This is a genomic window from Stenotrophomonas sp. Steno-Z4, assembly GCF_056393145.1.
This window is the reverse complement of the sequence record NZ_JBWJPC010000001.1, coordinates 438,477-460,814: the sequence shown is the minus strand read 5'-3', so window position 1 is coordinate 460,814 and position 22,338 is coordinate 438,477. Positions and strand designations below refer to the sequence as shown.

17 protein-coding genes are annotated in these 22,338 nt (G+C 68.3%); 12 read left to right on the top strand and 5 right to left on the bottom strand.

Annotation, left to right across the window (positions count from 1 at the left end; translation table 11 throughout):
• The first annotated feature begins 10 nt into the window (after positions 1–10).
• From AC06E7_RS02065 to AC06E7_RS02055, 3 genes are read left to right on the top strand one after another with little or no spacing between them, the layout of a single operon-like run.
• A complete protein-coding gene (locus AC06E7_RS02065; protein WP_478062747.1) occupies positions 11–6,526 on the top strand; it encodes a hybrid sensor histidine kinase/response regulator in 6,516 nt (2,171 codons plus the stop codon).
• A complete protein-coding gene (locus AC06E7_RS02060; protein WP_478062745.1) occupies positions 6,513–7,835 on the top strand; it encodes a chemotaxis protein CheB in 1,323 nt (440 codons plus the stop codon). Before AC06E7_RS02065 ends, AC06E7_RS02060 begins: the two co-directional genes overlap by 14 nt.
• A 34-nt stretch (positions 7,836–7,869) precedes the next feature.
• Positions 7,870–8,340 carry a chemotaxis protein CheW gene (locus AC06E7_RS02055; protein WP_184126773.1) on the top strand — a complete coding sequence of 157 codons (471 nt, stop codon included), beginning with the start codon at positions 7,870–7,872 and terminating at the stop codon, positions 8,338–8,340.
• 58 nt (positions 8,341–8,398) lie between these two features.
• On the opposite strand, the gene AC06E7_RS02050 is transcribed toward AC06E7_RS02055, so the two are convergent.
• Both AC06E7_RS02050 and bioA read right to left on the bottom strand, forming a co-directional pair.
• Positions 8,399–9,133, bottom strand: coding sequence for a 16S rRNA (uracil(1498)-N(3))-methyltransferase (locus AC06E7_RS02050; protein ID WP_306987701.1), 735 nt, complete (start codon positions 9,131–9,133; stop codon positions 8,399–8,401).
• Positions 9,124–10,515: an adenosylmethionine--8-amino-7-oxononanoate transaminase gene (gene bioA / locus AC06E7_RS02045; RefSeq protein WP_478062743.1), complete on the bottom strand. Its 1,392-nt coding sequence runs from the start codon at positions 10,513–10,515 to the stop codon at positions 9,124–9,126. Before bioA ends, AC06E7_RS02050 begins: the two co-directional genes overlap by 10 nt.
• A gap of 62 nt (positions 10,516–10,577) precedes the next feature.
• On the opposite strand from bioA, the gene nudE reads away from it, so the two are divergent.
• From nudE to AC06E7_RS02010, 7 genes are all read left to right on the top strand, one after another.
• Positions 10,578–11,126 carry an ADP compounds hydrolase NudE gene (gene nudE / locus AC06E7_RS02040; protein WP_068853712.1) on the top strand — a complete coding sequence of 183 codons (549 nt, stop codon included), beginning with the start codon at positions 10,578–10,580 and terminating at the stop codon, positions 11,124–11,126.
• Positions 11,123–11,926: a 3'(2'),5'-bisphosphate nucleotidase CysQ gene (cysQ, locus tag AC06E7_RS02035; RefSeq protein ID WP_184126776.1), complete on the top strand. Its 804-nt coding sequence runs from the start codon at positions 11,123–11,125 to the stop codon at positions 11,924–11,926. The genes nudE and cysQ overlap by 4 nt, the downstream gene beginning before the upstream one ends.
• A gap of 11 nt (positions 11,927–11,937) precedes the next feature.
• Positions 11,938–12,750: a nucleoside triphosphate pyrophosphohydrolase gene (gene mazG / locus AC06E7_RS02030; RefSeq protein WP_478062740.1), complete on the top strand. Its 813-nt coding sequence runs from the start codon at positions 11,938–11,940 to the stop codon at positions 12,748–12,750.
• Complete coding sequence (locus AC06E7_RS02025; RefSeq protein ID WP_068853710.1) at positions 12,747–13,070, top strand: YnfA family protein; 324 nt, start codon at positions 12,747–12,749, stop codon at positions 13,068–13,070. Before mazG ends, AC06E7_RS02025 begins: the two co-directional genes overlap by 4 nt.
• A 90-nt stretch (positions 13,071–13,160) precedes the next feature.
• Positions 13,161–14,273, top strand: coding sequence for a glycine cleavage system aminomethyltransferase GcvT (gene gcvT, locus AC06E7_RS02020; protein WP_068853709.1), 1,113 nt, complete (start codon positions 13,161–13,163; stop codon positions 14,271–14,273).
• A gap of 62 nt (positions 14,274–14,335) precedes the next feature.
• The gene (gene gcvH, locus AC06E7_RS02015) at positions 14,336–14,731 is read left to right on the top strand and encodes a glycine cleavage system protein GcvH (protein ID WP_068853708.1); all 396 of its coding nucleotides are present in this window, start codon (positions 14,336–14,338) and stop codon (positions 14,729–14,731) included.
• Positions 14,732–15,570: 839 nt separating this feature from the next.
• Positions 15,571–16,110 carry a hypothetical protein gene (locus AC06E7_RS02010; protein WP_478062739.1) on the top strand — a complete coding sequence of 180 codons (540 nt, stop codon included), beginning with the start codon at positions 15,571–15,573 and terminating at the stop codon, positions 16,108–16,110.
• Between the two features lie 235 nt (positions 16,111–16,345).
• Here AC06E7_RS02010 and AC06E7_RS02005 read toward each other — a convergent pair whose 3' ends face one another.
• Positions 16,346–17,737 (bottom strand): serine hydrolase domain-containing protein, encoded by a 1,392-nt coding sequence (locus AC06E7_RS02005; RefSeq protein ID WP_095364335.1) that lies wholly within the window; start codon positions 17,735–17,737, stop codon positions 16,346–16,348.
• A 142-nt stretch (positions 17,738–17,879) separates the two neighbouring features.
• Positions 17,880–19,472: a GMC family oxidoreductase gene (locus tag AC06E7_RS02000; protein WP_478062737.1), complete on the bottom strand. Its 1,593-nt coding sequence runs from the start codon at positions 19,470–19,472 to the stop codon at positions 17,880–17,882.
• A 144-nt stretch (positions 19,473–19,616) separates the two neighbouring features.
• On the opposite strand from AC06E7_RS02000, the gene AC06E7_RS01995 reads away from it, so the two are divergent.
• Complete coding sequence (locus AC06E7_RS01995; RefSeq protein ID WP_217537415.1) at positions 19,617–20,954, top strand: NTP/NDP exchange transporter; 1,338 nt, start codon at positions 19,617–19,619, stop codon at positions 20,952–20,954.
• Positions 20,955–20,983: 29 nt separating this feature from the next.
• On the top strand, positions 20,984–21,340 hold the full coding sequence (locus AC06E7_RS01990; RefSeq protein ID WP_210130873.1) for a DUF1304 domain-containing protein: 357 nt from the start codon (positions 20,984–20,986) through the stop codon (positions 21,338–21,340).
• A gap of 521 nt (positions 21,341–21,861) precedes the next feature.
• Here AC06E7_RS01990 and AC06E7_RS01985 read toward each other — a convergent pair.
• Positions 21,862–22,335, bottom strand: a complete 474-nt coding sequence (locus AC06E7_RS01985) for a hotdog fold domain-containing protein (protein WP_478062735.1) — start codon at positions 22,333–22,335, stop codon at positions 21,862–21,864.
• Positions 22,336–22,338 lie beyond the last annotated feature (3 nt).

The following is a 22,338-nucleotide window of genomic DNA, read 5'->3' as shown; positions in this document are numbered from 1 at the left end:
GAGACCTGGCATGAGCACGCTGCGCGATGCCATGAGCCACGCCGCCCTGGGCTGGGTGAAGCCGGAGCTGGACGAGACCCTGCGCCAGGTGCGCAACGAGCTCGAGTACTACGCCGAAGACCCTGCCGATGGCAGCCGCATGCGCTTCTGCGCCGGCTACCTGCACCAGGTGCAGGGCACCCTGCGCATGGTCGAGCTGTATGCCCCGGCGATGGTGGCCGAGGAGATGGAACAGCTGGCCAATGCCATCGGTGCCGGGGAAGTGCCCGACCGCGACGAAGCCTGCGCCACCCTGATGCGCGGCAGCGTGCTGCTGCCCGATTACCTGGAGCGCCTGCAGAACGGTCACCGCGACATTCCGATCGTGCTGCTGCCGCTGCTGAATGACATCCGCCTGGCGCGCGCCGCGCCGGTGATCAATGAAAGCGTGCTGTTCGCGTTCGCGCCGGACAGTGCCAGCGCCACCGAGGCCGAACTGGACCACGCACGTGGCAGCCTGAGCGGACGCAACCGCGAGCTGCTCGACACCGTGGGCAACGCGGTCAAGGAAGAGCTGCTGCGCATCAAGGACGCACTGGACCTGCACCTGCGTACCGGCGGCGAGCCGGCCCAGCTGCAGACCCAGGTCAACGAACTGGGCGCGGTCGCCGACACCCTGGGCATGATGGGCCTGGGCGTGGCCCGCGGCGTGGTCGTGCAGCAGCGCGATGCGCTGCGTGGCGTGGTCGACGGCCAGCAGCAGATCGATGAAACCCTGCTGCTGGATATCGCCGGTGCGCTGCTGTACGTGGATGCCTCGCTGGACGACCAGGTCGCCCACCTCGGCGCCGGCGGCAGTGGTGAAGACGATCCGAGCGCGGCCGAAGGCCGGCGTACCGTTGAAGTGCTTGCCCACGAGGCGATCGCCAACTTCTCGGCCGCGCGCGAGCATTTCGTCGCGTTCATTGAAACCAACTGGAACCACGAGCAGCTGCACGAAGTGCCACGCCTGCTGGGCGAGGTCGCCGGCGCGCTGCGCATGCTCGACCTGTCCACGCCGGCCGATTACCTGCAGGGCGTGCGCCAGTACATCGCGGTCGAGCTGATCGGCCGCCAGCGCGTACCCAGCGGCCGCCAGCTGGACACCCTGGCCGACGCCATGGCCAGCCTGGAGTATTACCTCGAAGCCCTGCGCGAACGCCGCCAGGGTCGCGACGACATTCTCGACATCACCCGCACCAGCCTGGAAACGCTGCGCTACTGGCCACTGCCGGACGAAAATGCCGCCCCGGTCGATGCCAGCGCCGAGGCGCTGCCGGTTGCCCCGGAACACGTGGAGCTGACCGGATGGGATGCCCCCGTGGTGGCCCCGGTGGAAACGGCGGTCACGCCGGCCGCCCCGGCACCGGGCGACGTTCCTTCGCCGCCGCTGCCGGACTTCACCTTCGAGCCGCTGCCTGAGGTCGCTGCCGCCGCGCCCGCCGCGCCCGTCGCGCCGGCCAGCAAGCCCGCGCCGACGCTGGTGTTCGAAGCGTCGACGGCCCCGGTCGCTGCGGACGCGCCGCAGTGGACGCTGCACAGCGAACCGGTGCGTACCGATGACGCTCCCACCTTCGCCCACTTCGATCCGGTGCTGGCGGAAGAGGCCAGTGTCGGCACGTCGTGGCAGGCCGCACCGGCAACCGACATCGCACCGATCGCCCTCGATGGCGTGGACGCAACACCGTCCGACACCGGAGCACCGATCGCCACCGGGTTCGACCCGGTCGCCGCCGAACACGATGCACTGGAACTGAGCGACGAGCCGATCGAATTCACCTTCGACGAGCCGCTGCACAATGCGGGCGACGTGCTCTCGCTGCAGATCGACGACGCGCCGGCCACCGACAGCAGCGAGCTGGATGTGCAGGCACTGCCGGCGTTCCTGCAGGAGCAGGCCGAGCCGGTTGAAGACGAACCGGTTGAAGCGGTCGCCGTACCGGCCGACGACCTGATCGAGGCCCGCCAGGACGAGGCTCGCGAAGACGAAGCTGCCATCGAAGCAACGGGCGTAGGCTCCCTCGCTGGCGTGCAGGAAGCGGTGATCAGCAAGATCGAGCTGGACGACGAATCCGCGCGCTTCCTTGCCGAGCTGGATGCCGCCGCCGCGCAGTTCTCCACCGCGCCGGCTGTCGAGGCGCCTGCCGTGGTCGACGCGCCGGTTGCCGCTGACGAGCCGGGCACCATCGACGCCGGCTTCGAGGACGATGGCGAGAACATCGACCAGGACATCCGCGACGTCTTCATCGAAGAGTTCGACGAGGAACTGGTCAACCTGGGCAACCTGCTGCCGGTGTGGCGCATGGCCCCGGACAACATGGACCGCCTGCGTCCGATCCGCCGCGTGTTCCACACCCTGAAGGGCAGTGGCCGCCTGGTTGGCGCGCGCACCCTGGGCGAGTTCAGCTGGAAGATCGAAGGCATGCTCAACCGCGTGCTGGACGGCAGCCGCCCGGCATCGCCGGCGGTGGTGGCAATGGTCACCCAGGCCTATGAAGTGTTGCCGCAGCTCAACGCTGCGCTGCGCGATGGCAGCCGCGTGAGCGCGGACCTGCAGGCCATGCAGGGCATTGCCGACCGCGTTGCCGCGGGCGAGGAAACCTTCCATGTGCCGCTGCAGCGGCCGACTCCGGCCGCCGCGCCGGTGGAGCCGACCGACGTGGCCGTGGCTGACGTCGCGCAGGAAGCCGCCGACGTCGAGGCCGTCGAGGCCGTCGAGGAAACCGGCGGAACCCCGGCCAACATCGACGAGGTGCTGCGCGAAATCCTGGAGGCCGAAGTCGAGGCCCACCACGCCACGCTGCAGGCCTGGCTGGAAGAAGCTCAGGCGGCGCCGCAACCGGTCACCGATACCCTGCTGCGCGCGGTGCACACCATGAATGGTGCGTTCGCGATGACCGACGTGCCGGAAATCACCGCAGTCACCGGTAACGCCGAGAGCTTCATCAAGCGCTCGCTGGCGGCCGATGCGGTGCCGGGCACCGAAGGCGTCGAGGCACTGGCCGCTGCCGCCGTTGCGATCCGTACCACGATGGTGGCGCTGCAGGCCGACGCCCCGCGCATTCCGTCGCAGGCTGCGCTGGCCGAACGCCTGCAGGCGCTGGCCGAAACGCTGCCCGAAGCACGTTGGCCGGCACTGGTTGCCGACGATGGCATGGACCTGGACGGTGATGACGCCGACGAACGGGATGCCGTTGCCGATGCCGACAACGACGCGGAGGCCGATGCATCCCAGGCCGCGCACGATGTCACCGCGCATGAGCTGGCCGCGTTCTCCGCACAGTTCGATGAGCGCAATGGCTACGCCGTTGCCGACGACGGCACCGACGCCGGGCTGCAGCAGGCCATCGTCGAGGCCGACGCGCTGTCGCTGGTCGACGCCGGCGAAACGGCCGACGATGCCCTGGTGGTCGATGAGCTGACGGGCAGCGACGATCTTTCGGCCTACTTCAACGCCGAACTGGTGACTCCGTTCGACGCGCCGTCCAGCGCGCCGGTCGATACCACGCCGGAAACCGTGGAAGCGCCCATCGTCGAGCACGGCCTGGAAACCGTGGAGCTGACGGGTGCGGACGATCTGTCGCGCTTCTACGAGCACACCCTGCCGGACACGGTGGAGGTTGCGGACGCAGCTGCCGCGGAACCGTCGCAGCCGCTCGAGATCGTCGCCGAAGAGATCGTGGCCGAAGAGATCGTGGCCGAAGAGATCCAGGCCATCGAACTGGAGGCCGTGGAAGTCGAGGCGCTGCACGACGCGATCGAATCGGAGGCCGACGCACCGGTCACCGCTGATGACAGCGCCGGGTACAGCCTGGATGCCATCGAAGAAAACGAAGACGCTGCGGTGCTGGAAGACGTCATCCCGTCGACCCCCGCGTTCGGCGAATCGGTTGAGCTGCAGCAGGCGCTGGACGATGGCCTGACCATCGTCGACGGTCCCGATGCGGAGGCAACTGCCGACGACGCTCCGGTGCTGGGCCTGGATGCGCGCCACGAAGCTCTGGACGAGCGCGATGCATTCGCCGAGGCCGAAGCAGGCCTGTCCGACGTCGAAGCATCGTCGCCGTCGGCACCCCTGTTCGAACTGGAAGACGCCCCGCTCTCCGCCGCCATTGCGGCGGACGAAGCGGCCGCCGAAGAAGAGGAAATCGACGACGCCGGTTCGCTGGACTTCAGCGTGCTGGACCGCGAGCTGGTCGACATCTTCGTCGAGGAAGGCAAGGACCTGCTCGACCATTGCGATGGCCTGATCAGCGAACTGCGCGCCGCGCCCCAGGATCGCGAAGCGATCGCCGGGCTGCAGCGTGATCTGCACACCCTCAAGGGTGGCGCACGCATGGCCGGCATCAACGCCATCGGCGACCTGGGCCACGGCATCGAATCGCTGCTGGAGGCGGTCGCCGCCAACCGTACCGATATCGACCGCAGCGACGTCCACCTGCTGGAACGCGGCTTCGACCGCCTGCACCAGATGCTGACCCGCACCGGTCGCCACCGCGACGTGGCCATGCCGGACGACCTGATCGCCGCGTTCGAGGCGCGCACGCTCGGCCGCGTCGAGGCAGAAGACGCGCCCGCCGCGCCTGCTGCTGCGGTCGAGGTCCCGGCGGTGGTCGATACGGCCGTTGCGTCGGCACCGTTGTCCGCACCGGTGCCGCTGGAAGCGTCCACTGACGAAGACACCCTGGCGCGTCCGCAGCAGGAGCAGGTGCGCGTGCGCGCCGACCTGCTGGACCGCCTGGTCAACCACGCCGGTGAAGTGGCGATCTACCGTTCGCGCCTGGAACAGCAGCTGGGTGCCTTCCGCGGTGCCATGGGCGAACTGGACCGCACCAATGCGCGCCTGCGCGACCAGTTGCGCCGCCTGGACCTGGAAACCGAAGCCCAGATCGTGGCCCGTTACCAGCGCGAGCAGGAACAGGTCGACCACAAATTCGACCCGCTGGAACTGGACCGCTTCTCCACGCTGCAGCAGCTCAGCCGTGCGCTGAACGAATCCGCAGCCGACCTTGGCGGCCTTCAGGGCGTGCTGGACGATCTGTCGCGCCAGTACGACGTCCTGCTGCAGCAGCAGTCGCGGGTCAGCTCGGAACTGCAGGATGGCCTGATGCGCGCGCGCATGGTGCCGTTCGACGGCCTGGTGCCGCGCCTGCGCCGCGTGGTCCGCCAGGCCGGCCAGGACACCGGCAAGCAGGTCCACGTCACCCTGGACGGTACCCACGGCGAACTGGACCGCAACGTGCTCGACCGCATGGTCGCGCCGCTGGAACACATGCTGCGCAACTCCGTGGCCCATGGCCTGGAGACCCCGGAGCAGCGTCGCGCCGCCGGCAAGCCGGAGGAAGGCGAGATCGCCATCCGCCTGCGCCGCGAAGGCTCGGAAATCGTGCTGGAAGTAGCCGATGACGGCGCTGGGCTGAACCGCGAGGCGATCCGTCGCCGCGCCGAACAGCGCGGCCTGGTCGAGGCCGACGCCGTGCTCAGCGATGCCGAACTGGACGCGATGATCTTCTCGCCCGGGTTCAGCACCGCCGACCAGGTCAGCCAGCTGGCAGGCCGCGGCGTGGGCATGGACGTGGTGCACAACGAAGTGCGCCAGCTCGGCGGCTCGGTGGACATCCACTCGGTGCCGGGCAAGGGCGTCACCTTCACCCTGCGCCTGCCGCAGACCCTGGCGGTCACCCAGGCGGTGTTCGTGCAGATCGGCGAGACCACCTTCGCGGTGCCGGTCGCCTCGGTCAGCGGTATCGGCCGGATCTCGCGCGAGCGCTTCGAATCGGCCAACGGCGGTTACCACTACGGCGGCGAAGAATTCGCGCTGCACGACCTGGGTACGCTGGTCGGCCAGGGCCAGGCCCGTGCCGAAGGGCAGGACCAGGTGCCGCTGCTGCTGGTGCGCGCCGGTGAACTGCGTGCGGCCGTGGCGATCGACCAGGTGCTGGGCAACCGCGAAATCGTGGTCAAGCCGGTCGGCCTGCAGATCGCCTCGGTACCGGGCATCTACGGTGCCACCATCACCGGCGATGGCCGCGTGGTGGTGATCCTGGACGTCGCCCCGCTGGTGCGCCGTTACCAGGCCAACCCGCTCAAGCCGATCGCACCGGCCGCGCAGGCAACCGACCGCCAGGCCCCGTTGGTGATGGTGGTCGACGACTCGCTGACCATGCGCAAGGTCACCGGCCGCATCCTGGAGCGCCACAACTTCGAAGTGGCCGTCGCCCGCGACGGTATCGAAGCGCTGGAGCGCCTGGAAGAGCGGGTGCCCGACCTGATGCTGCTGGACATTGAAATGCCGCGCATGGATGGCTATGAACTGGCCACCGCCATGCGCGCCGATCCACGCTACAAGGGCGTGCCGATCGTGATGATCACCTCGCGCAGCGGCGACAAGCACCGTCAACGCGCCTTTGAAATCGGTGTCCAGCGTTACCTGGGCAAGCCGTACCAGGAGCTGGACCTGATGCGAAACGTGTATGACCTGCTGGGGATCGCCCGTGCCCGTGAATGACCTGAACCCGCTGCCGTCGGTGGCGTTGCTGGCACGGGTCGGCCCGGCGCGTGAGCGCCTGCGCGAAGCGCTGGCCCAGGCCGGTGCGACCGTGGTGCTGGAAGAGGATCCCAACAGCGTGGATCTGGAAACCCTGGGCGGCGCGGACGCCGGCGCGGTGCTGATCGCGCTGGAACCAGCCATCGAGGATGCGCTTGAACGCCTCGACCCGGTGCTGGCCTCGCCGTCGCTGACGGTCATCTTCGACGAAGCCGAACTGGCTGCGCGCCGCGAGGGCTGGGAAGCCCAGCGCTGGGCGCGCCACCTGGTGGCCAAGCTGCACGGGCACCAGGACGTGCTGCCGCCGGGCGCCGAGCAGGAAGGCCTGCTGCAGCCCGAGCCCGGCCTGCCGCAGACACCTGCCGAACTGCATGCCGACGCGCCGCTGGAATTCCATGTGCGCGAAGCGTTCGACGCCGCCGGCGACGTGCCGCCTGACGGCCTGTACCAGGCGCCGGAAGGCTACAGCGAGCCGATCTCGCTGGAGGAAGCACTGGCCGCCATGCAGGCGCCGGTCGCCGCACCGTCGGCCAGCGTGCCGCCGCCGGTCCCGGCCTCGGCCCCGCCTGTCCCGCGCGCGCCGCTGGGCGACCACAGCAGCTGGTCGCTGGTGGATGAAGACAGCGCGGTACCCGTTGCCACGCCGGCTGCGTCGGTCAGCGCGCCAATCGAATCCAACGCGTTCGACATCGAGCGCCTGTCGCTGGTCGAGCTGGAAGCTGACGCCGACCCCAGCGGCGCCGCACCCGGCGCCGTGCTGGTGCTGGCCGGCATCGGTGGCCCCGACGCGCTGCGCCGGCTGCTGGCCGCGCTGCCGGCCGGGCTGGCGGTGCCGATCCTGGTCTACATGCGCCTGGACGGGGGCCGTTACGGCAACCTGGTCAAGCAGATGGCCCGTGTGTCGGCGTTGCCGGTGGTGCTGGCCGAATCCGACCAGCCGGTGCTGGCCGGCAATGCCTACATCCTGCCCGATGACGTGGGCGTGGCCGTGCACAACCGCGGCCTGCATTTCACCGCTGACGCCAAGGGCATCCAGGTGGCCGCGTTGCCGCCGGCGCACAGCGCCGTGGTGATGCTCAGCGGCAGTGACGTGGCGCTGCTGGACGACGTGCTGTCGCTGGCCGTGGCCGGCGGCTGGGTCGCGGGCCAGACCGGTGAAGGCTGTTACGACCCGATCGCCGCCAACGCGGTGGTTGCCGCCGGCATGGCCGCCGGTGATCCGCCGCAGCTGGCCGCCGCCATCGCCGAACGCTGGGGCGTGAGCGAGTAATCGCCACGCCGTATCACTTTCAGGAAGCAGACGCATGAGCTACGCCAGCAACGACGAAATCCGTGGGGTACTGATCCAGGCCGGGAGCGAGCGCGTGCTGCTGCCCAATGCGACGGTGGCCGAAATGATGTCCAAGGTGCCGGTCACCCCGGTGGACAACGCGCCCGCGTGGCTGATCGGCGAAATCCGCTGGCAGGGCTGGGACGTGCCGCTGATGTCGTTCGCGCGCCTGTCCGGCCAGGGCGAGGACGCGGTGGTGAGCAACAACAAGGTAGTGGTGCTCAAAGCGCTGGGTGGCAACCCCAATCGCCCCTACCTTGCGCTGCTGACCCATACCTTCCCGCAGCTGATCGCGGTGCCGCGCGACGGCCTGCTGGCCGACGCCTCCGAAGAAACCCTGCCGCAGGGCGTGCACATGCGCGTGCTGCTGGGCGAACAGAGCGCGTTGTTGCCTGATCTTGACGCGCTGGAAGCGGCCCTGGATGAGGCCCTTCCGGTGAATTGACCGGGGATTCGACACCCCGGAGATGCGGTAGGTCACGACCGTTGGTCGTGACGACGCGTCAGCCCAGATCCCCCAACCGCGCCTGCAAGGCCGCGATCGCGGCCAACCCGGCGGTTTCGGTGCGCAGGATCCGCGGCCCCAGCTGCAATCCCTGGAACCCGGCCGCCGCCAGCGCCTGCCGATCGCGCGGCGACCAGCCGCCCTCCGGCCCGATCGCAATCACCACGCCACCGGGCGCGGCCTCCAGCGTGGACAAGCGGTGCTCGCCCAGCGGGTCCAGCGTCAGCTTGAGCGCTTCGGCAGGCATTCCCTTGGCCGCCTCCTGCACGCCCAGCGGCGCGGCTACCTCCGGCACCCGGGCGCGCCCGGACTGCCCGCAGGCCGACACCACCACGCTGCGCCAGTGCGCCAGGCGCTTTTCCGCCCGCGCCGCGTCCAGCTTGACTTCGGTGCGCTCGGCATTGACCGGCACGATCGCCTGCACCCCCAGTTCGGTGGCCTTCTGCAGGATCAGGTCCATCTTCTCGCCGCGCGCGATGCCCTGCAGCAGGGTGATCGACAGCGTGGACTCGTTGTCCAGCGCCTGCGCGGCCTCGATCCGCACGCGGGCGTCGCGCTTGCCCGATTCCACCAGCGTGGCGCTGTAGTCGTGGCCATCGCCATTGAACAGCACGCAGCCTTCGCCCTCGCGCAGACGCATCACGCGGACAAGATGATTGGCCACCTCTTCGGGCAGCGACAGGGTCTGGCCCACGGCCAGCGGAGCATCCACATAAGAACGGGTCACACGCATGCAACAGCTTCCTCGATCGCGGCCAGGGTGGTCTGGGCCAGCAGGTCCAGGTGTTCGTCCTCCACGCAGTAGGGAGGCATCCAGTACAGCACGTTGCCCAGCGGGCGCAGCACCACGCCGCGCCGCAACGCGGCGTTGTAGGCATGCAGTCCCACCCGCGCCCCGGCGGGGAAGGGCGTGCGCTTGTCGCCGTTGCGGGTCAGCTCGAACGCGACCACCATGCCGGCCTGGCGCACATCGGCCACATGGGCGTGGTCGGTGAAGGGCGCGGCCAGGGTGCGCATGACCTCGGCGGTGCTGCGGTTGCGCGCGATCACATCCTCGCTGGCGAAGATGTCCAGCGTGGCCAGCGCGGCGGCGCAGGCCAGCGGGTTGCCCGTGTAGCTGTGCGAATGCAGGAAGGCACGCTCGCGGCTGTCGTCCAGGAACGCGTCGTACAGTGCCTGGGTAGCCAGCACCGCCGCCAGCGGCAGGAAGCCGCCGGTCAGGCCCTTGGACAGGCACAGCAGGTCGGGCATCACCCCGGCCTGTTCGCAGGCGAACAGGGTGCCGGTACGGCCAAAGCCGGTGGCGATCTCATCGGCGATCAGGAACGCGCCATTGGCATCGCACAGTTCGCGCGCCCGCTTCAGATAGACCGGGTCGTGCATGCGCATGCCGCCAGCACACTGCAGGCGCGGCTCCAGGATCACCGCGCAGATCTCGCCCGGGTGCTGGTCGAACAGGTCGGCGAGGCGATCAGCCGCCTCATGGGCGCGCTCAGCGGCGCTCTGCCCCGGTTCGGCCAGGTAGGCGTCCGGCGAGGGCGCGAACAGTGCCTCGGTCAGCAGTGGCGCGTACACGCGGCGGTACAGCGGAATATCCCCGACCGACAGCGCGCCCAGGGTTTCACCGTGGTAGCCGTTCTCCAGCGCCACGAAGCGGGTGCGGTGCTCCTCGCCGCGGTTGCGGAAGTAATGGAACGCCATCTTCAATGCGACCTCGACCCCGGCCGAGCCGTTGTCGGCGTAGAACACCTTGGACAACGGCGCGCGCCCGGCCTGGCGCGGTGCGATCGCCAGCAACCGTTCGGCCAGTTCCACCGCCGGTTCGTGGCTGAAGCCGGCCAGCATCACCTGCTCCAGCTGGGTGGCCTGGCGGGCGATGGCCGCGCCGATGCGCGGCTCGGCATGGCCGAACAGGTTGGTCCACCAGCTGCTCACCGCATCCAGGTAGCGGTGGCCGTCGTGATCGACCAGCCACGGGCCTTCACCGCGCGCAATCGGCACCAGCGGCAAGGTGTCCGGGTGCTCACGCATCTGCGTGCACGGGTGCCACAGCACGGCCAGGTCGCGTTGCCGCCACCGGTCGGCCAACGTAAGGGGGGCTGGGTCTGCTAGCATTTCGAGCTCATGGCCACGTTTTCACCTGCCTGCATTCTATCGATCTCAAAGAGCCAGTTCGCATGACCCGTCCGCTGCCCACCATCCACCAGATCACGGACGAGGAAAGCGGCCCGTTCCAGCGGCAGCACCTGGACCTGGAGTTCTCCAACGGCGAACGCCGCCGCTTCGAGCGCCTGGTCAGCCGTGGCCACGGCGCGGTGGTGGTGGTGCCGATGCTGGATGACCAGACCGTGCTGCTGGTGCGTGAATACGCGGCCGGCGTGCACCGCTACGAACTGGGGCTGGTGAAGGGCCGCATCGATGCCGGCGAAACCCCCGAACAGGCCGCCGACCGCGAGCTGAAGGAAGAAGCCGGTTACGGCGCGCGCCGCCTGGACGTGCTGCGCGCCATGACCCTGGCCCCGACCTACATGAGCCACCTGTCGCACCTGGTGGTGGCCCGTGACCTCTACCCCGAACGGCTGGTTGGCGATGAGCCCGAAGAGCTGGAAGTGGTGCCGTGGAAAATCGCCGAGCTCGACCGGCTGATGCTGCGCGAGGACTTTTCAGAAGGGCGTTCGCTGGCGGCGTTGTTCATTGCCCGCCAGTGGCTGGAACGCGGGGAATGATCAAACTCACCACCGATCTGCGCGAAACGGTCATTGCCATTGCCCAGGACGCCGCCGCCGCCATCATGGCGGTGTATGCCACGCCGTTCGACGTGGAGATCAAGTCCGACCGCAGCCCGGTCACCGCCGCCGACCTGGCCGCCAACCAGGTGATCCTGCGCGGGCTGGGCCAGCTGACCCCGGACCTGCCGATCCTGTCCGAGGAATCGGCGCAGGTGCCGTGGGAGGTGCGCCGGCATTGGGGCGCCTACTGGCTGGTGGACCCGCTCGATGGCACCCGTGAGTTCGTCAAGCGCAACGACGAATTCAGCGTCAACATTGCCCTGATCTACCAGGGCGCGCCGGCGTTCGGCGTGGTGCTGGCGCCGGTCAGCGGGGTGGCCTGGCACGCCATGCGCGGCGAGTTGGCCTATCGCCGTGACGGCATGCATGACTCGGTGCTGCGCACCCGCACCCCGGCGCTGCCGCCGCTGCAGGTGGCCGCCAGCCGATCGCACCGCAGCCCGGAAACCCAGGCACTGCTGGATCGCATGGGGGAGATCGAGGTCGTCGCACAGGGCTCGTCGCTGAAATTCTGCCGGCTGGCGGAAGGCACACTGGACGTGTACCCGCGTCTGGGGCCAACCGCCGAATGGGATACCGCCGCCGGCCAGTGCGTGCTGCATGCCGCAGGCGGCGCGGTGCTGTCGGCCGCCACCGGCAAACCATTCCGCTACAACCGCCGCGAAACGCTGTTGAACGGCGATTTCATCGCGCTGGGCGACACCCGCCTGCCGTGGCGTACCTGGATTCCCGCCTGACCGGAGCACCGATGTCCGCACCCGCCGAACTGGAACGCCTGCTGGGCATCATGGCGCGCCTTCGCGATCCGCTGCAGGGTTGCCCGTGGGACCTGCAGCAGGATTTCGCGAGTATTGCCCCGTACACCATCGAAGAAGCCTACGAGGTCGCCGACGCGATCGACCGTGGCGACCTGGACGACCTCTGCGACGAACTGGGCGACCTGCTGCTGCAGGTGGTGTTCCATGCGCAGATGGCCAGCGAGCAGGGCGCGTTCGGCTTTGCCGATGTCGCCCGCGCGATCAGCGACAAGATGCAGCGCCGCCACCCGCACGTGTTCGCGCAGGTGCAGGTCGATGGGGCTGAAGACGTCAACAGCAACTGGGAAGCGATCAAGCGCGCCGAGCGCGCCGCCAAGGGCGACGCCGACACGTCCGCGCTGGCCGGCATCTCGCGCGGGCTGCCCGAGTGGCAGCGGGCGGTGAAGCTGCAGTCGCGTGCGGCGCGGGTGGGCTTCGATTGGCCCGGCCCGGCGCCGGTGCTGGACAAGGTGCGTGAGGAACTGGACGAGGTAGCGGCGGAATTCGCGCGCGGTCCGGTACAGGACAACCAGGCGCGGCTGGAGGAGGAGCTGGGCGACCTGCTGTTCGTCTGCGCCAACCTGGCGCGGCACGCCAAGGTCGACGTCGGTGCCGCGCTGCGCCACGCCAACCACAAGTTCGAACGGCGCTTCCGCGCCATGGAAGCGCAGGCGGCGGCCGCAGGCGCATCGATGACCGGGTTGGACCTGGAGGCGCAGGAGCGCCTGTGGGAACAGGCCAAGGCCGCCGAAGCCAAGCCGTGAAAACGTTGCTGCTGTTCGTGCTGACCGCCGTTGCCGAGATTGTCGGCTGCTACCTGCCGTGGTTGTGGCTGCGCCGCGATGGCAGCGCCTGGCTGCTGTTGCCGGCCGCCGCCAGCCTGGCCCTGTTCGCCTGGCTGCTGACCCTGCACCCGGCTGCCAGCGGGCGTGTCTACGCTGCGTACGGCGGGGTATACATCGGCACCGCGCTGGCGTGGCTGTGGGTGGTGGATGGCATCCGTCCCGGCCGCTGGGACCTGCTGGGCGTGGCCCTGTGCCTGGCCGGCATGGCGGTGATCATGTTCGCACCGCGCGCGGGCTAGGCGGGACCGACCGTGGCGCACCGCCGCAGGCGTTGACGGAGCGGTTCTGGGATAATGACGACCTGCATTTTCATCCCCCGGATTGTGGTCATGACCCAGAAGACGCTACTCAACGATACCCACCGCGCGCTCGGCGCCAAGATGGTCGATTTCGGCGGTTGGGACATGCCCATCCACTATGGTTCGCAGCTGGACGAGCACCACCTGGTCCGCGCCGATGCGGGCATGTTCGATGTGAGCCACATGACCGTGGTCGACCTGCGCGGCGCGCAGGTGCGCCCGTTCCTGCGCCGCCTGCTGGCCAACTCGGTGGACAAGCTGAAGGTGCCGGGCAAGGCGCTGTACTCGTGCATGCTCAATGCGCAGGGCGGGGTGATCGACGACCTGATCGTCTATTACCTGGCCGACGACTTCTTCCGCATGGTGGTCAACGCCTCCACCCGTGAGAAGGACCTGGCCTGGATCCGCGAGCAGGCCGCCGCCTTCGATGTGCAGGTGACCGAGCGCGAAGACCTGGCGATCATCGCCGTGCAGGGTCCGACCGCACGCGAGCGCGTCACCGGCCTGGTGGCCGAGGCCGACCGCGCCGCGCTGCAGAAGCTGGGTCGCTTCGCCGCCGTGGACGTCACCGCTGCCAGCGGCGCACCGCTGTTCGTTGCCCGCACCGGTTACACCGGTGAGGATGGCTTCGAAATCCTGGTGGCCCAGGACCAGGTCATCGCCTTCTGGAATGCACTGGCGGCCGCCGGCGTGCGCCCGGCCGGCCTCGGCGCGCGTGACACGCTGCGCCTGGAAGCGGGCATGAACCTGTATGGCCAGGACATGGACGAAGCGATCAGCCCGCTGGAAGCGGCGCTGGCCTGGACGGTGGCGCTGGACGAAGGCCGCGACTTCATCGGCCGCGACGTGCTGGAGGCGCAGAAGGCTGCCGGCGACGCGCGCCAGATGATCGGCCTGGTGATGGACGAGAAGGGCGTGCTGCGCCATGGCCAGGCGGTGACCACCGCCGGCGGCACCGGCGAGATCCTGTCGGGCACGTTCTCGCCGACGCTGGGCAAGGGCATCGCCTTCGCCCGCGTGCCGGGTGGCGAGCTCGGCCAGGTGCACGTGGACATCCGCGGCCGGCAGGTGCCGGTGCGCGTGGTGAAGTTCCCGTTCGTGCGCGAAGGCCAGGCGCAGCCCGGCGTGCTGGGCGAAAGCTGAGCACCGGTTGTTTTACACTACCCCCGTTTTTTGACCCCCCTGAAATTCTTCGGAGCAGTCCCATGAGCGAGATCCCCGGCGACCTCAAATTCCTCAAGTCCCACGAATGGGCGCGCGTTGAAGGCAACGGCCGCGTCACCATCGGCATTTCCGACCACGCCCAAGGCCTGCTTGGCGACCTGGTCTACGTCGAGCTGCCCGAAGTTGGCGCCGAAGCAAAATCGGGCGAGGCGATCGCGGTGGTCGAGTCGGTCAAGGCGGCTTCCGACGTGTACAGCCCGGTCTCCGGCACGGTGGTCGAGGTCAATTCGGCGCTGGCCGACAAGCCGGAAACCATCAACGAAGACGCCTACGGCGACGGCTGGCTCTGCGTGATCGAGCTGTCCAACAAGGAGGAGGTCAACGACCTGCTGGACCCGGACGACTACGCCGAACTGCTCGAGGAAGAGGACAACTGATCCTCGCCTGCCTGGAAAGACGGCCGCCCTGTGCGGCCGTTTTTTTTTGCCTGCGCGCGGCATCGTCCGGTTGCCGACGTCCAACGCGTTATCCGTGCGTGATGGATGGCGACGCCGTCGATGGTCGCATCGACGTGCATCCACCCCCATCGCGCGGGTCATGGATGCACGCAACCGGCACGAACCTGGCGTCCACCACCGCCCAAAAGTTTGCGCAGTTCTGCAAATCCGGACGCAAAAAGCGTTCGCGGATGTGAAAAGTTTTTGCCCCTGTTTTGTTCCCGTGCGGGAAGCCGTTGCGATGCCGTCAGCGCAATCGCCGGTTGCGGGCTGCAGCGCGGGTGCATCTGCAGTGCAGTTTGCGAAAGTGCTTCTTTTAAGTGTTTTTCTTTCTACGCATCGCCGTTCGGATGGATGCGTGCACGCAAACAACGACCGTCGAAGGGGTGTCGCCGAGCGCTTGCGGAGGGTCCAGGCGAGGTGCGCCGGAGGGCATCCATGTGAAATTTTTTCGCGGGGGTTGTTGACAGTGAAAAAAAGCGTGATTAGGTTTCGCCCAGCAGACCTTGCCTGCCAAACGAGTGAGCCGAATCGACATCCAGTCGCGAAGCACAACCAGAACATCCGCCGCGCGTCCCAAGACGGTGGAGTCGGCTTCGCTACCTCCGGTGAAATGCAAGGGCACCCCGCATTCGATACCTGCCTGGCATCCTGTGGCAGGTATCTCCGTATCCGTCACGACGCGCTGGACGCGACGGCGGTCCCCGCACGGCAGTAACGGCGGGTTTGCTTTACCTGGGCGTTTCAACTCCATAGATCACTGACGAGGAGCCAATCCCATGGCAACCAAGAAAGCTGCGAAGAAAAAGCCGGCCGCCAAGAAGGCCGTGAAGAAGGTCGCCAAGAAGGCGGCTGCCAAGAAGGCCGTGAAGAAGGTAGCCAAGAAGGCGGCTGCCAAGAAGACGGTAAAGAAGGCAGCCAAGAAGGCGACTGCCCGCAAGGCAGTGAAGAAGACGGCAAAGAAGGCGGTCCGCAAGGTCGCCAAGAAGGCCGCCGCCAAGAAGACCGCAAAGAAGGCAGTGAAGAAGACTGCCAAGAAGGCCGTCCGCAAGGTAGCCAAGAAAGCGGCCGCCAAGAAGACCGCCAAGAAGGCCGTCCGCAAGGTAGCCAAGAAGGCGGCTGCCAAGAAGACTGCCAAGAAGGCCGTCCGCAAGGTCGCCAAGAAAGCCACTGCCAAGAAGGCCACCGGGCGCAAGCCGGCCGCCAAGAAGGCATCGGCCAAGAAGGCAGTGAAGAAGGTCGCCAAGCGCAAGCCGGCGGTCCGCAAGAAGAAGGCTGCACCGGTCGCCCTGCCGGCAACCCCGGCACCGCTGATCTGATCCATTCCCGATAGCCGTACCTGAAACCCCCTTCCCGGCAGCCCAGCGGGAGGGGGTTTTTTTTGCTGCGCAAAAAAAATCCCCTCCCGCGAGGGATCGACGAACGTTGATCCCGACGGTAGCGCCGACTGTCAGTCGGCCCAGGCGGTATCGGGAGCCGGCCAGCGGCCGGCCCTACAAAAAAAGAGGCGACCCAAAGGCCGCCTCTCTTCGCCACGATGAACCTGCCGGGCAGTTACCTCGGCGACGCCACCGCCCGATCCGACGACACGCCCTTGCGCTTGGCCGGCGTGCTGTCTTCGGTCATCAGGTTGTCGCTGCCGAAGTCGGTGTCCACGTCCAGCCAGCGCTGCGCGGGCAGGCCCATGGCCGCGTCGAGCACGGTCGGCAGCAGGCCGCTGGGCAGGCTGCTTTCGCCGTTCCACATGATGGCGATGCCCAGGTCGCGTTCGGGTACCAGCGCCACCAGGCCGCGATACCCCTGCACGGCACCGGCATGGAAGATCACTTCATGCCCGGCGTAATCGAAGTTGCGCCAGCCCAGCGCGTAGCCGGCCGAGTGCAGGCGCTCGCGACGCCAGCCCGAGCGCATCTCGCCCGGGGTGTTGATCAGGGTCGAGTGCAGCGTGGCCAGCAGCGGCGCCGGCAGCACGTCGGGGCGGTGCCCGGTGTGGGCCAGCAGCCACTGCGCCATGTCGCTGGCACTGGCGTTGACGCCTGCAGCGGGAGCGAGGCGGTAGTAGGTCGGCTTCGGGCTCAGCGACACCCAGCCGTTGCGGCTGCGCACGTGCGGGCGCGCCCAGCGCGAGCTGGCCTGGATGCCGGCCAGGCCCAGGCTGGCATCGTCCATGCCCAGCGGCTTGAACAGGCGGCGTTCCACCGATTGCTCGTAGAAGCTGCCCGAGGCGGCGTACACCACGTCGCCGATCAGGCTGAAGGCCACGTTCTGGTACGCGTAGCAGTCGCCCGGCTGGCACTTGAGCGAGGTCGAGGCCAGCTTGTGGGTGAGCGTGTAGTACTCGGCGTTTGCTTCCACGTCGCGGTCGTAGGCGTTGTACGGCAGGCCGACACGGTGGCTGAGCAGATCGGCCACGGTCAGGCGCTCGGTCGCCTCGGGCGTGCTGAGCTGGAAGCCGGGCACGTAGTCGGTGACCTTGCTGTCCCAGCGCAGCGTGCCGTCGTTGACCAGCAGGCCGGCCATGGTGCCGGCGAACGCCTTGGACAGCGATGCAAGCCGGAACACGGTGTGCGCATCGACCATCTGCGGGTTGTTGACGTCGGTGACGCCATAGCCGCGCGCGCTGAGCACGCGGCCGCCCTGCACGATGGCCACGGCCATGCCCGGTACGCGCTCGCCATAGGTGAGCTGCTGGGCCATCGATTCAATGTTGGCCACGTTGAACCCGGCGGCCGGCGGCAGCACCTTCGGATTGGTCGTGGTGGCCCGGTACGCCGCAGGCTGGGTGTGCGGAATGGCGGAGGCGGCGCTGTTCTCGATGTTGACGGGGAACGCGGCCGGTGTCGCACTGGGTGTCTGTGCGGTGGACGACATGGCGATGGGCATGAGCATGCCCAGCAACCCGGTTGCCGCCGAACGGATCGGTCGGCGCCTGCTGTTCTCTTTCATCGTTTGGGGCCCGTGCGCAACTGCTGGCACCGATTCTAGCGCTGCTTTTCGTGATTGCACAAACGAAGCGAAGATGAATGCGTATCGCATTGAAAAGGCCCGGTTTTTGCATCGAATGGGAGGGTCGTCGTCGACGCCCTGTTCAGGTGGCCGGGACCGGGGCCCCCAGCCAGCGCGCGGCGCGTTCGGCGATCATCATCGTGGGGGCGTTGGTGTTGCCGCTGACCAGGCTGGGCATGACCGAGGCGTCCACCACGCGCAGGCCCTGCACGCCCCGCACGCGTAGCTGCGGGTCGACCACGGCGTCGGCATGCTGGCCCATCGCGCAGGTACCCACCGGGTGATAGATGGTCTCGGCCTTGGCGCGGATGAAGGCTTCCAGGGCGGCATCGTCCAGGTCGTCGCGGGCCGGGAATATCGGCGCACCGCGCCAGCGGTCAAACGCCGGCTGGGCCAGGATCTGCTGCGACATGCGCACGCAGGCCTTCATCATGGCCAGGTCGTGCCCCTCCGGATCACCCAGGTAGTTGGCCTCGATCCGCGGCGCGGAGGCGGGGTCGGCATCGCGCAGCAGGATCCGCCCCCGGCTGCGCGGGTGCAGCGCGCAGGCATGCAGGGTGTAACCGTCGCCCGGCAGGCGGTGGCGCCCATGGTCGTCCAGCATGGCCGGCACGAAGTGGAACTGCACGTCTGCACCGTCGCCCGGCGCCAGCGGCGAGCGGGCGAAGCCGCCGGCCTCGGCGATGTTGCTGGTGCCGGCGCCACGACGTCCGCGCAGGAAGTAGTCGAAGGCGATGCGCGCCTGGTTGCTGCGGTCGTAGCTGACGCCCGGCCGGGTGTGCACCAGCGTGCAGATGTCCAGGTGGTCCTGCAGGTTGCCGCCCACCCCGGGCAGGTCGACCCGGGTACTGATGCCGTGCGCGCGCAGCTGCCGGTGCGGGCCGATGCCGGAGAGCATCAGCAGGTGCGGGGAGTGGATCGCGCCGGCGCTGAGGACCACCTCGGCGGCCGCATGCGCATGACGGTGCGCACCCCGGTGGCGGAAGTACACGCCGTTGGCGGTGTCGCCCTGGAAGCTCAGGGCGCGGGCACGGGCACCGGTGAGCACGGTGAGGTTGCGCCGGCCGCGCGCGGGGCGCAGGTAGGCGGTGGCGCTGGAGCAGCGCACGCCGTCGCGCTGGGTGACCTGGTACAGGCCAACGCCGAGCTGGTGCGCACCGTTGAAGTCGTCGTTGCGTGCGTGCCCGGCCTGCACGGCGGCCTCCAGGAACGCATCGGAGAGCGGGTTGTGGTGGCGCAGGTCGGACACCGACAGTAGGCCGGCATCGCCGTGCCAAGGCCCGGCGCCGCGGCTGTTGGCCTCGCCGTGCAGGAACCAGGGCAGCACGTGCGACCAGTCCCAACCGGTGGCGCCGGCGGCGGCCCAGCCGTCGTAGTCGGCCGCCACGCCACGCACGTAGCACATGGCGTTGATGGCGCTGGAGCCACCCAGCACCTTGCCGCGCGGCCACCACAGCCGCCGGCCATCGAGTGCCGGCTCCGGTTCGGTGTAGAGGCTCCAGTTGATGCGGCGGTTGTTGACCAGCCGCGCCAATCCGGCCGGCATGTGGATGAACGGGTTGCGGTCGCGTGGGCCGGCTTCAAGCAGCAGCACGCGACAGTGCGGGTCGGCGCTGAGCCGGTTGGCCAGCACGCAGCCGGCCGAGCCGGCGCCGACGATGATGTAGTCGTACATATCCGTTCCCCAACGGTGATGGTACGAGCATAAGCCAGTCGCCCCCTAGCGATGTTGCGGTGCATCGTTTACCGTGCGCGCTTTGCTGCCCGGAATCGCCACGATGCTGCCGCTGCCACGCCGCCTGTGCGGGACCTGCGCGCCATGAATGCCCCGGACCCGAGCGCGCCCGCGCAGCCCGGCCTGCGCGCGGCGCTGCGCCAGTCGCCGCCGCTGTTCTGGGCCTGCGTCTATTTCTTCTGCCTGCTCAGCGGCTATTACGTGCTGCGCCCGGTGCGCGAGGCGATGGCGGCATCGGCCGACCTGCAGACGGTGTTCCCGCCGGCGCTGATCGCGTGGTTCGATGGCCATGGCATCGCGCTGCAGGACTTCGTGCTGCAGGTACTGTTCACCTGCGTGTTCGTGATCATGGTGGTGCTGCAGCCGCTGTACGGGGCGCTGGTGAGCCGCTACCCGCGCCGGGTGTTCCTGCCGGCGGTGTACGGCTTCTTCATCGTGACGCTGCTGGGCTTCTACCTGCTGTTCGACAGCGGGGTGCCGGGGCGGGGCATGTTGTTCTTCTTCTGGACGACGGTGTTCAACCTGTTCGCGGTGGCGGTGTTCTGGAGCTTCATGGCCGATGTGTTCTCGAACGTGCAGGCGCGGGCGTTCTACGGCTACATCGGGGCGGCCGGCACGATCGGCGCGTTCCTGGGCCCGACGCTGACCTCGACGCTGGTGCAGCGGGTGGGTATCGCGAACCTGATGCTGGTCTCGGCCGGCTTCCTCAGCGTGTGCCTGTTCTGCATCTGGCGGCTGCGCTTGTGGGCGGTGGCACGCGAGCAGGAGCTGCAGCTGGCCTCGGGCGAGGCGCCGATGGGCGGCGGGGTGCTGGACGGCCTGAAACTGATCGCGCGCGAGCCGCTGCTGCGCTGGCTGGCAGTGATGGTGGTCTTCGGGGTGGGCATCGGCACGCTGCTGTACAACGAGCAGGCCTCGATCGTGCGCCGGCTGTACACGGACCCGGCGGCGAGCACGGCGTTCTATTCGCGGGTGGACCTGGCGATCAACGCGCTGACGCTGATCCTGCAGCTGGGGCTGACGCGCTGGCTGCTGTCGCGCTTCGGCATCGCGCCGGCGCTGCTGATCCCGGGGTTTGCGATCATCATCGGCTTCTCGGTTCTGGCCGCCTCGCCGCTGCCGATACTGGTGGCGGTGGTGCAGGTGATGACGCGGGCCAGCGAGTTCTCGCTGGCCAAGCCGGCCCGCGAGACGATCTTCACCCGGGTGGACCGGCAGTGGCGCTACAAGGCGGGCGCGGCCATCGACACGGTGGTGTACCGCGGTGGCGACCTGACCTTCGCATGGGTGCACAAGGGGCTGTCGCTGTTCGGCTCGCATGCGGTGTTCGCCGGCGGGCTGGTGGTGGCGGGCATCATGACGGCGGCGGCGTTCGGGCTGCTGCGCGAAGAAAAGAAGCTGCCGGTCGAGCGGCCGGAGTAAGCTGTTTCCAATTCGTTCGAGGTTTGCGCATGTACTGGACCGCACTGATCCTGACCCTGGTGGTCGCGCTGTTGCACGTGTACTTCCTGGTCCTGGAAATGTTCCTTTGGACGCGCCCGCTGGGCCTGAAGACGTTCCGCAACACGCCGGAGAAGGCGGAGCTCACCCGCGTCTTGGCGGCCAACCAGGGCCTCTACAACGGCTTCCTGGCCGCAGGCCTGTTCTGGGGCCTGTTCGACCACCTGCCGATGCTGGTGAACTTCATGCTGGGCTGCGTGATCGTAGCCGGGTGCTATGGCGCCTACAGCGTCAACAAGCGGATCTTTTTCATCCAGGCCCTGCCTGCGATTCTGGCGGTGATTGCCTGGCAGTTTGTGCCGGCCTGACTCGCCCTGCGGTAGGTACCGACCGTTGGTCGGTGCGATGTTCGCGGAGAGCCAACAGCCGAGGCCTGCGAACGTGCTCGCGCTGGGCCGGCGGGTGTGGGTTTGCGGGACACGCCGCAAGTACGTCCACGTAGGCTCGTTCGCGCCATCCATGGCGCTCTACGGTCCCGCAAACCCACCCCCGCCGACCCTCGACAGTGGATTGGTGGCCAAGGAAGATCAACGGCCGCGCAGATCATTCTTCATGCGTTACCGGGCGTTGGTGCGTTCCGTGCATTTGTTCGGGAACCTGACCTGCCAGCGGCACCATGTAGAGCCACGCCCTGCGTGGCTGATTTTTGCTTCCGCACGCGACCCACTGTCGGGGGCGGCCGGCGGGTTGCCCCCGGAGGGACGCTAGAAAACATGGATGTTTTCTAGCAGCCTACAAGGACGTACTTGCGGCGTGTCCCGGAGCGGGGCTGCCCGACGGCCGCCCCAGCTCGTAAGAACTGAAACGCTGCTCTTCGCGAGATACAGAATCAACTGCGCTTGACCGGCGACACCCACATATCGATCCGCGCTTCGAACACCATCGTTCCGGCGGTATCACGCACCTGCACGTTCACCGGCAGCGCACAGCCCGCTTCGGCACTGACAATCGCCTGCGCAGGCGTGGCGACTGCATGCTGCGTACCGGTCGCCTTGGCCAGGTACTTCACCTCCATGCCCTTGGGGATCCAGCGCATGCCCTTGGGCAGCGAGGCATCCACCATCAGCCCGGCGGTGAGCTCGGCCAGGTTACACAGCGCGATGGCGTGGACGGTGCCGATGTGGTTGGTCACCCGGCGCCGATGCGCGATGTGGCCTTCGCAGCGGCCCGGTTCGAGCACGGTGATGCGCGGGGCGATGCTGGCGAAGTAGGGGGCCTTGAAGCAGATCGCGCGCGAGAACAGCCATTGGCCCGCCGGCCAGCGCTGCATGCGGCGGTAGAGGGTCAAGAGGGGGGCGGACATCAG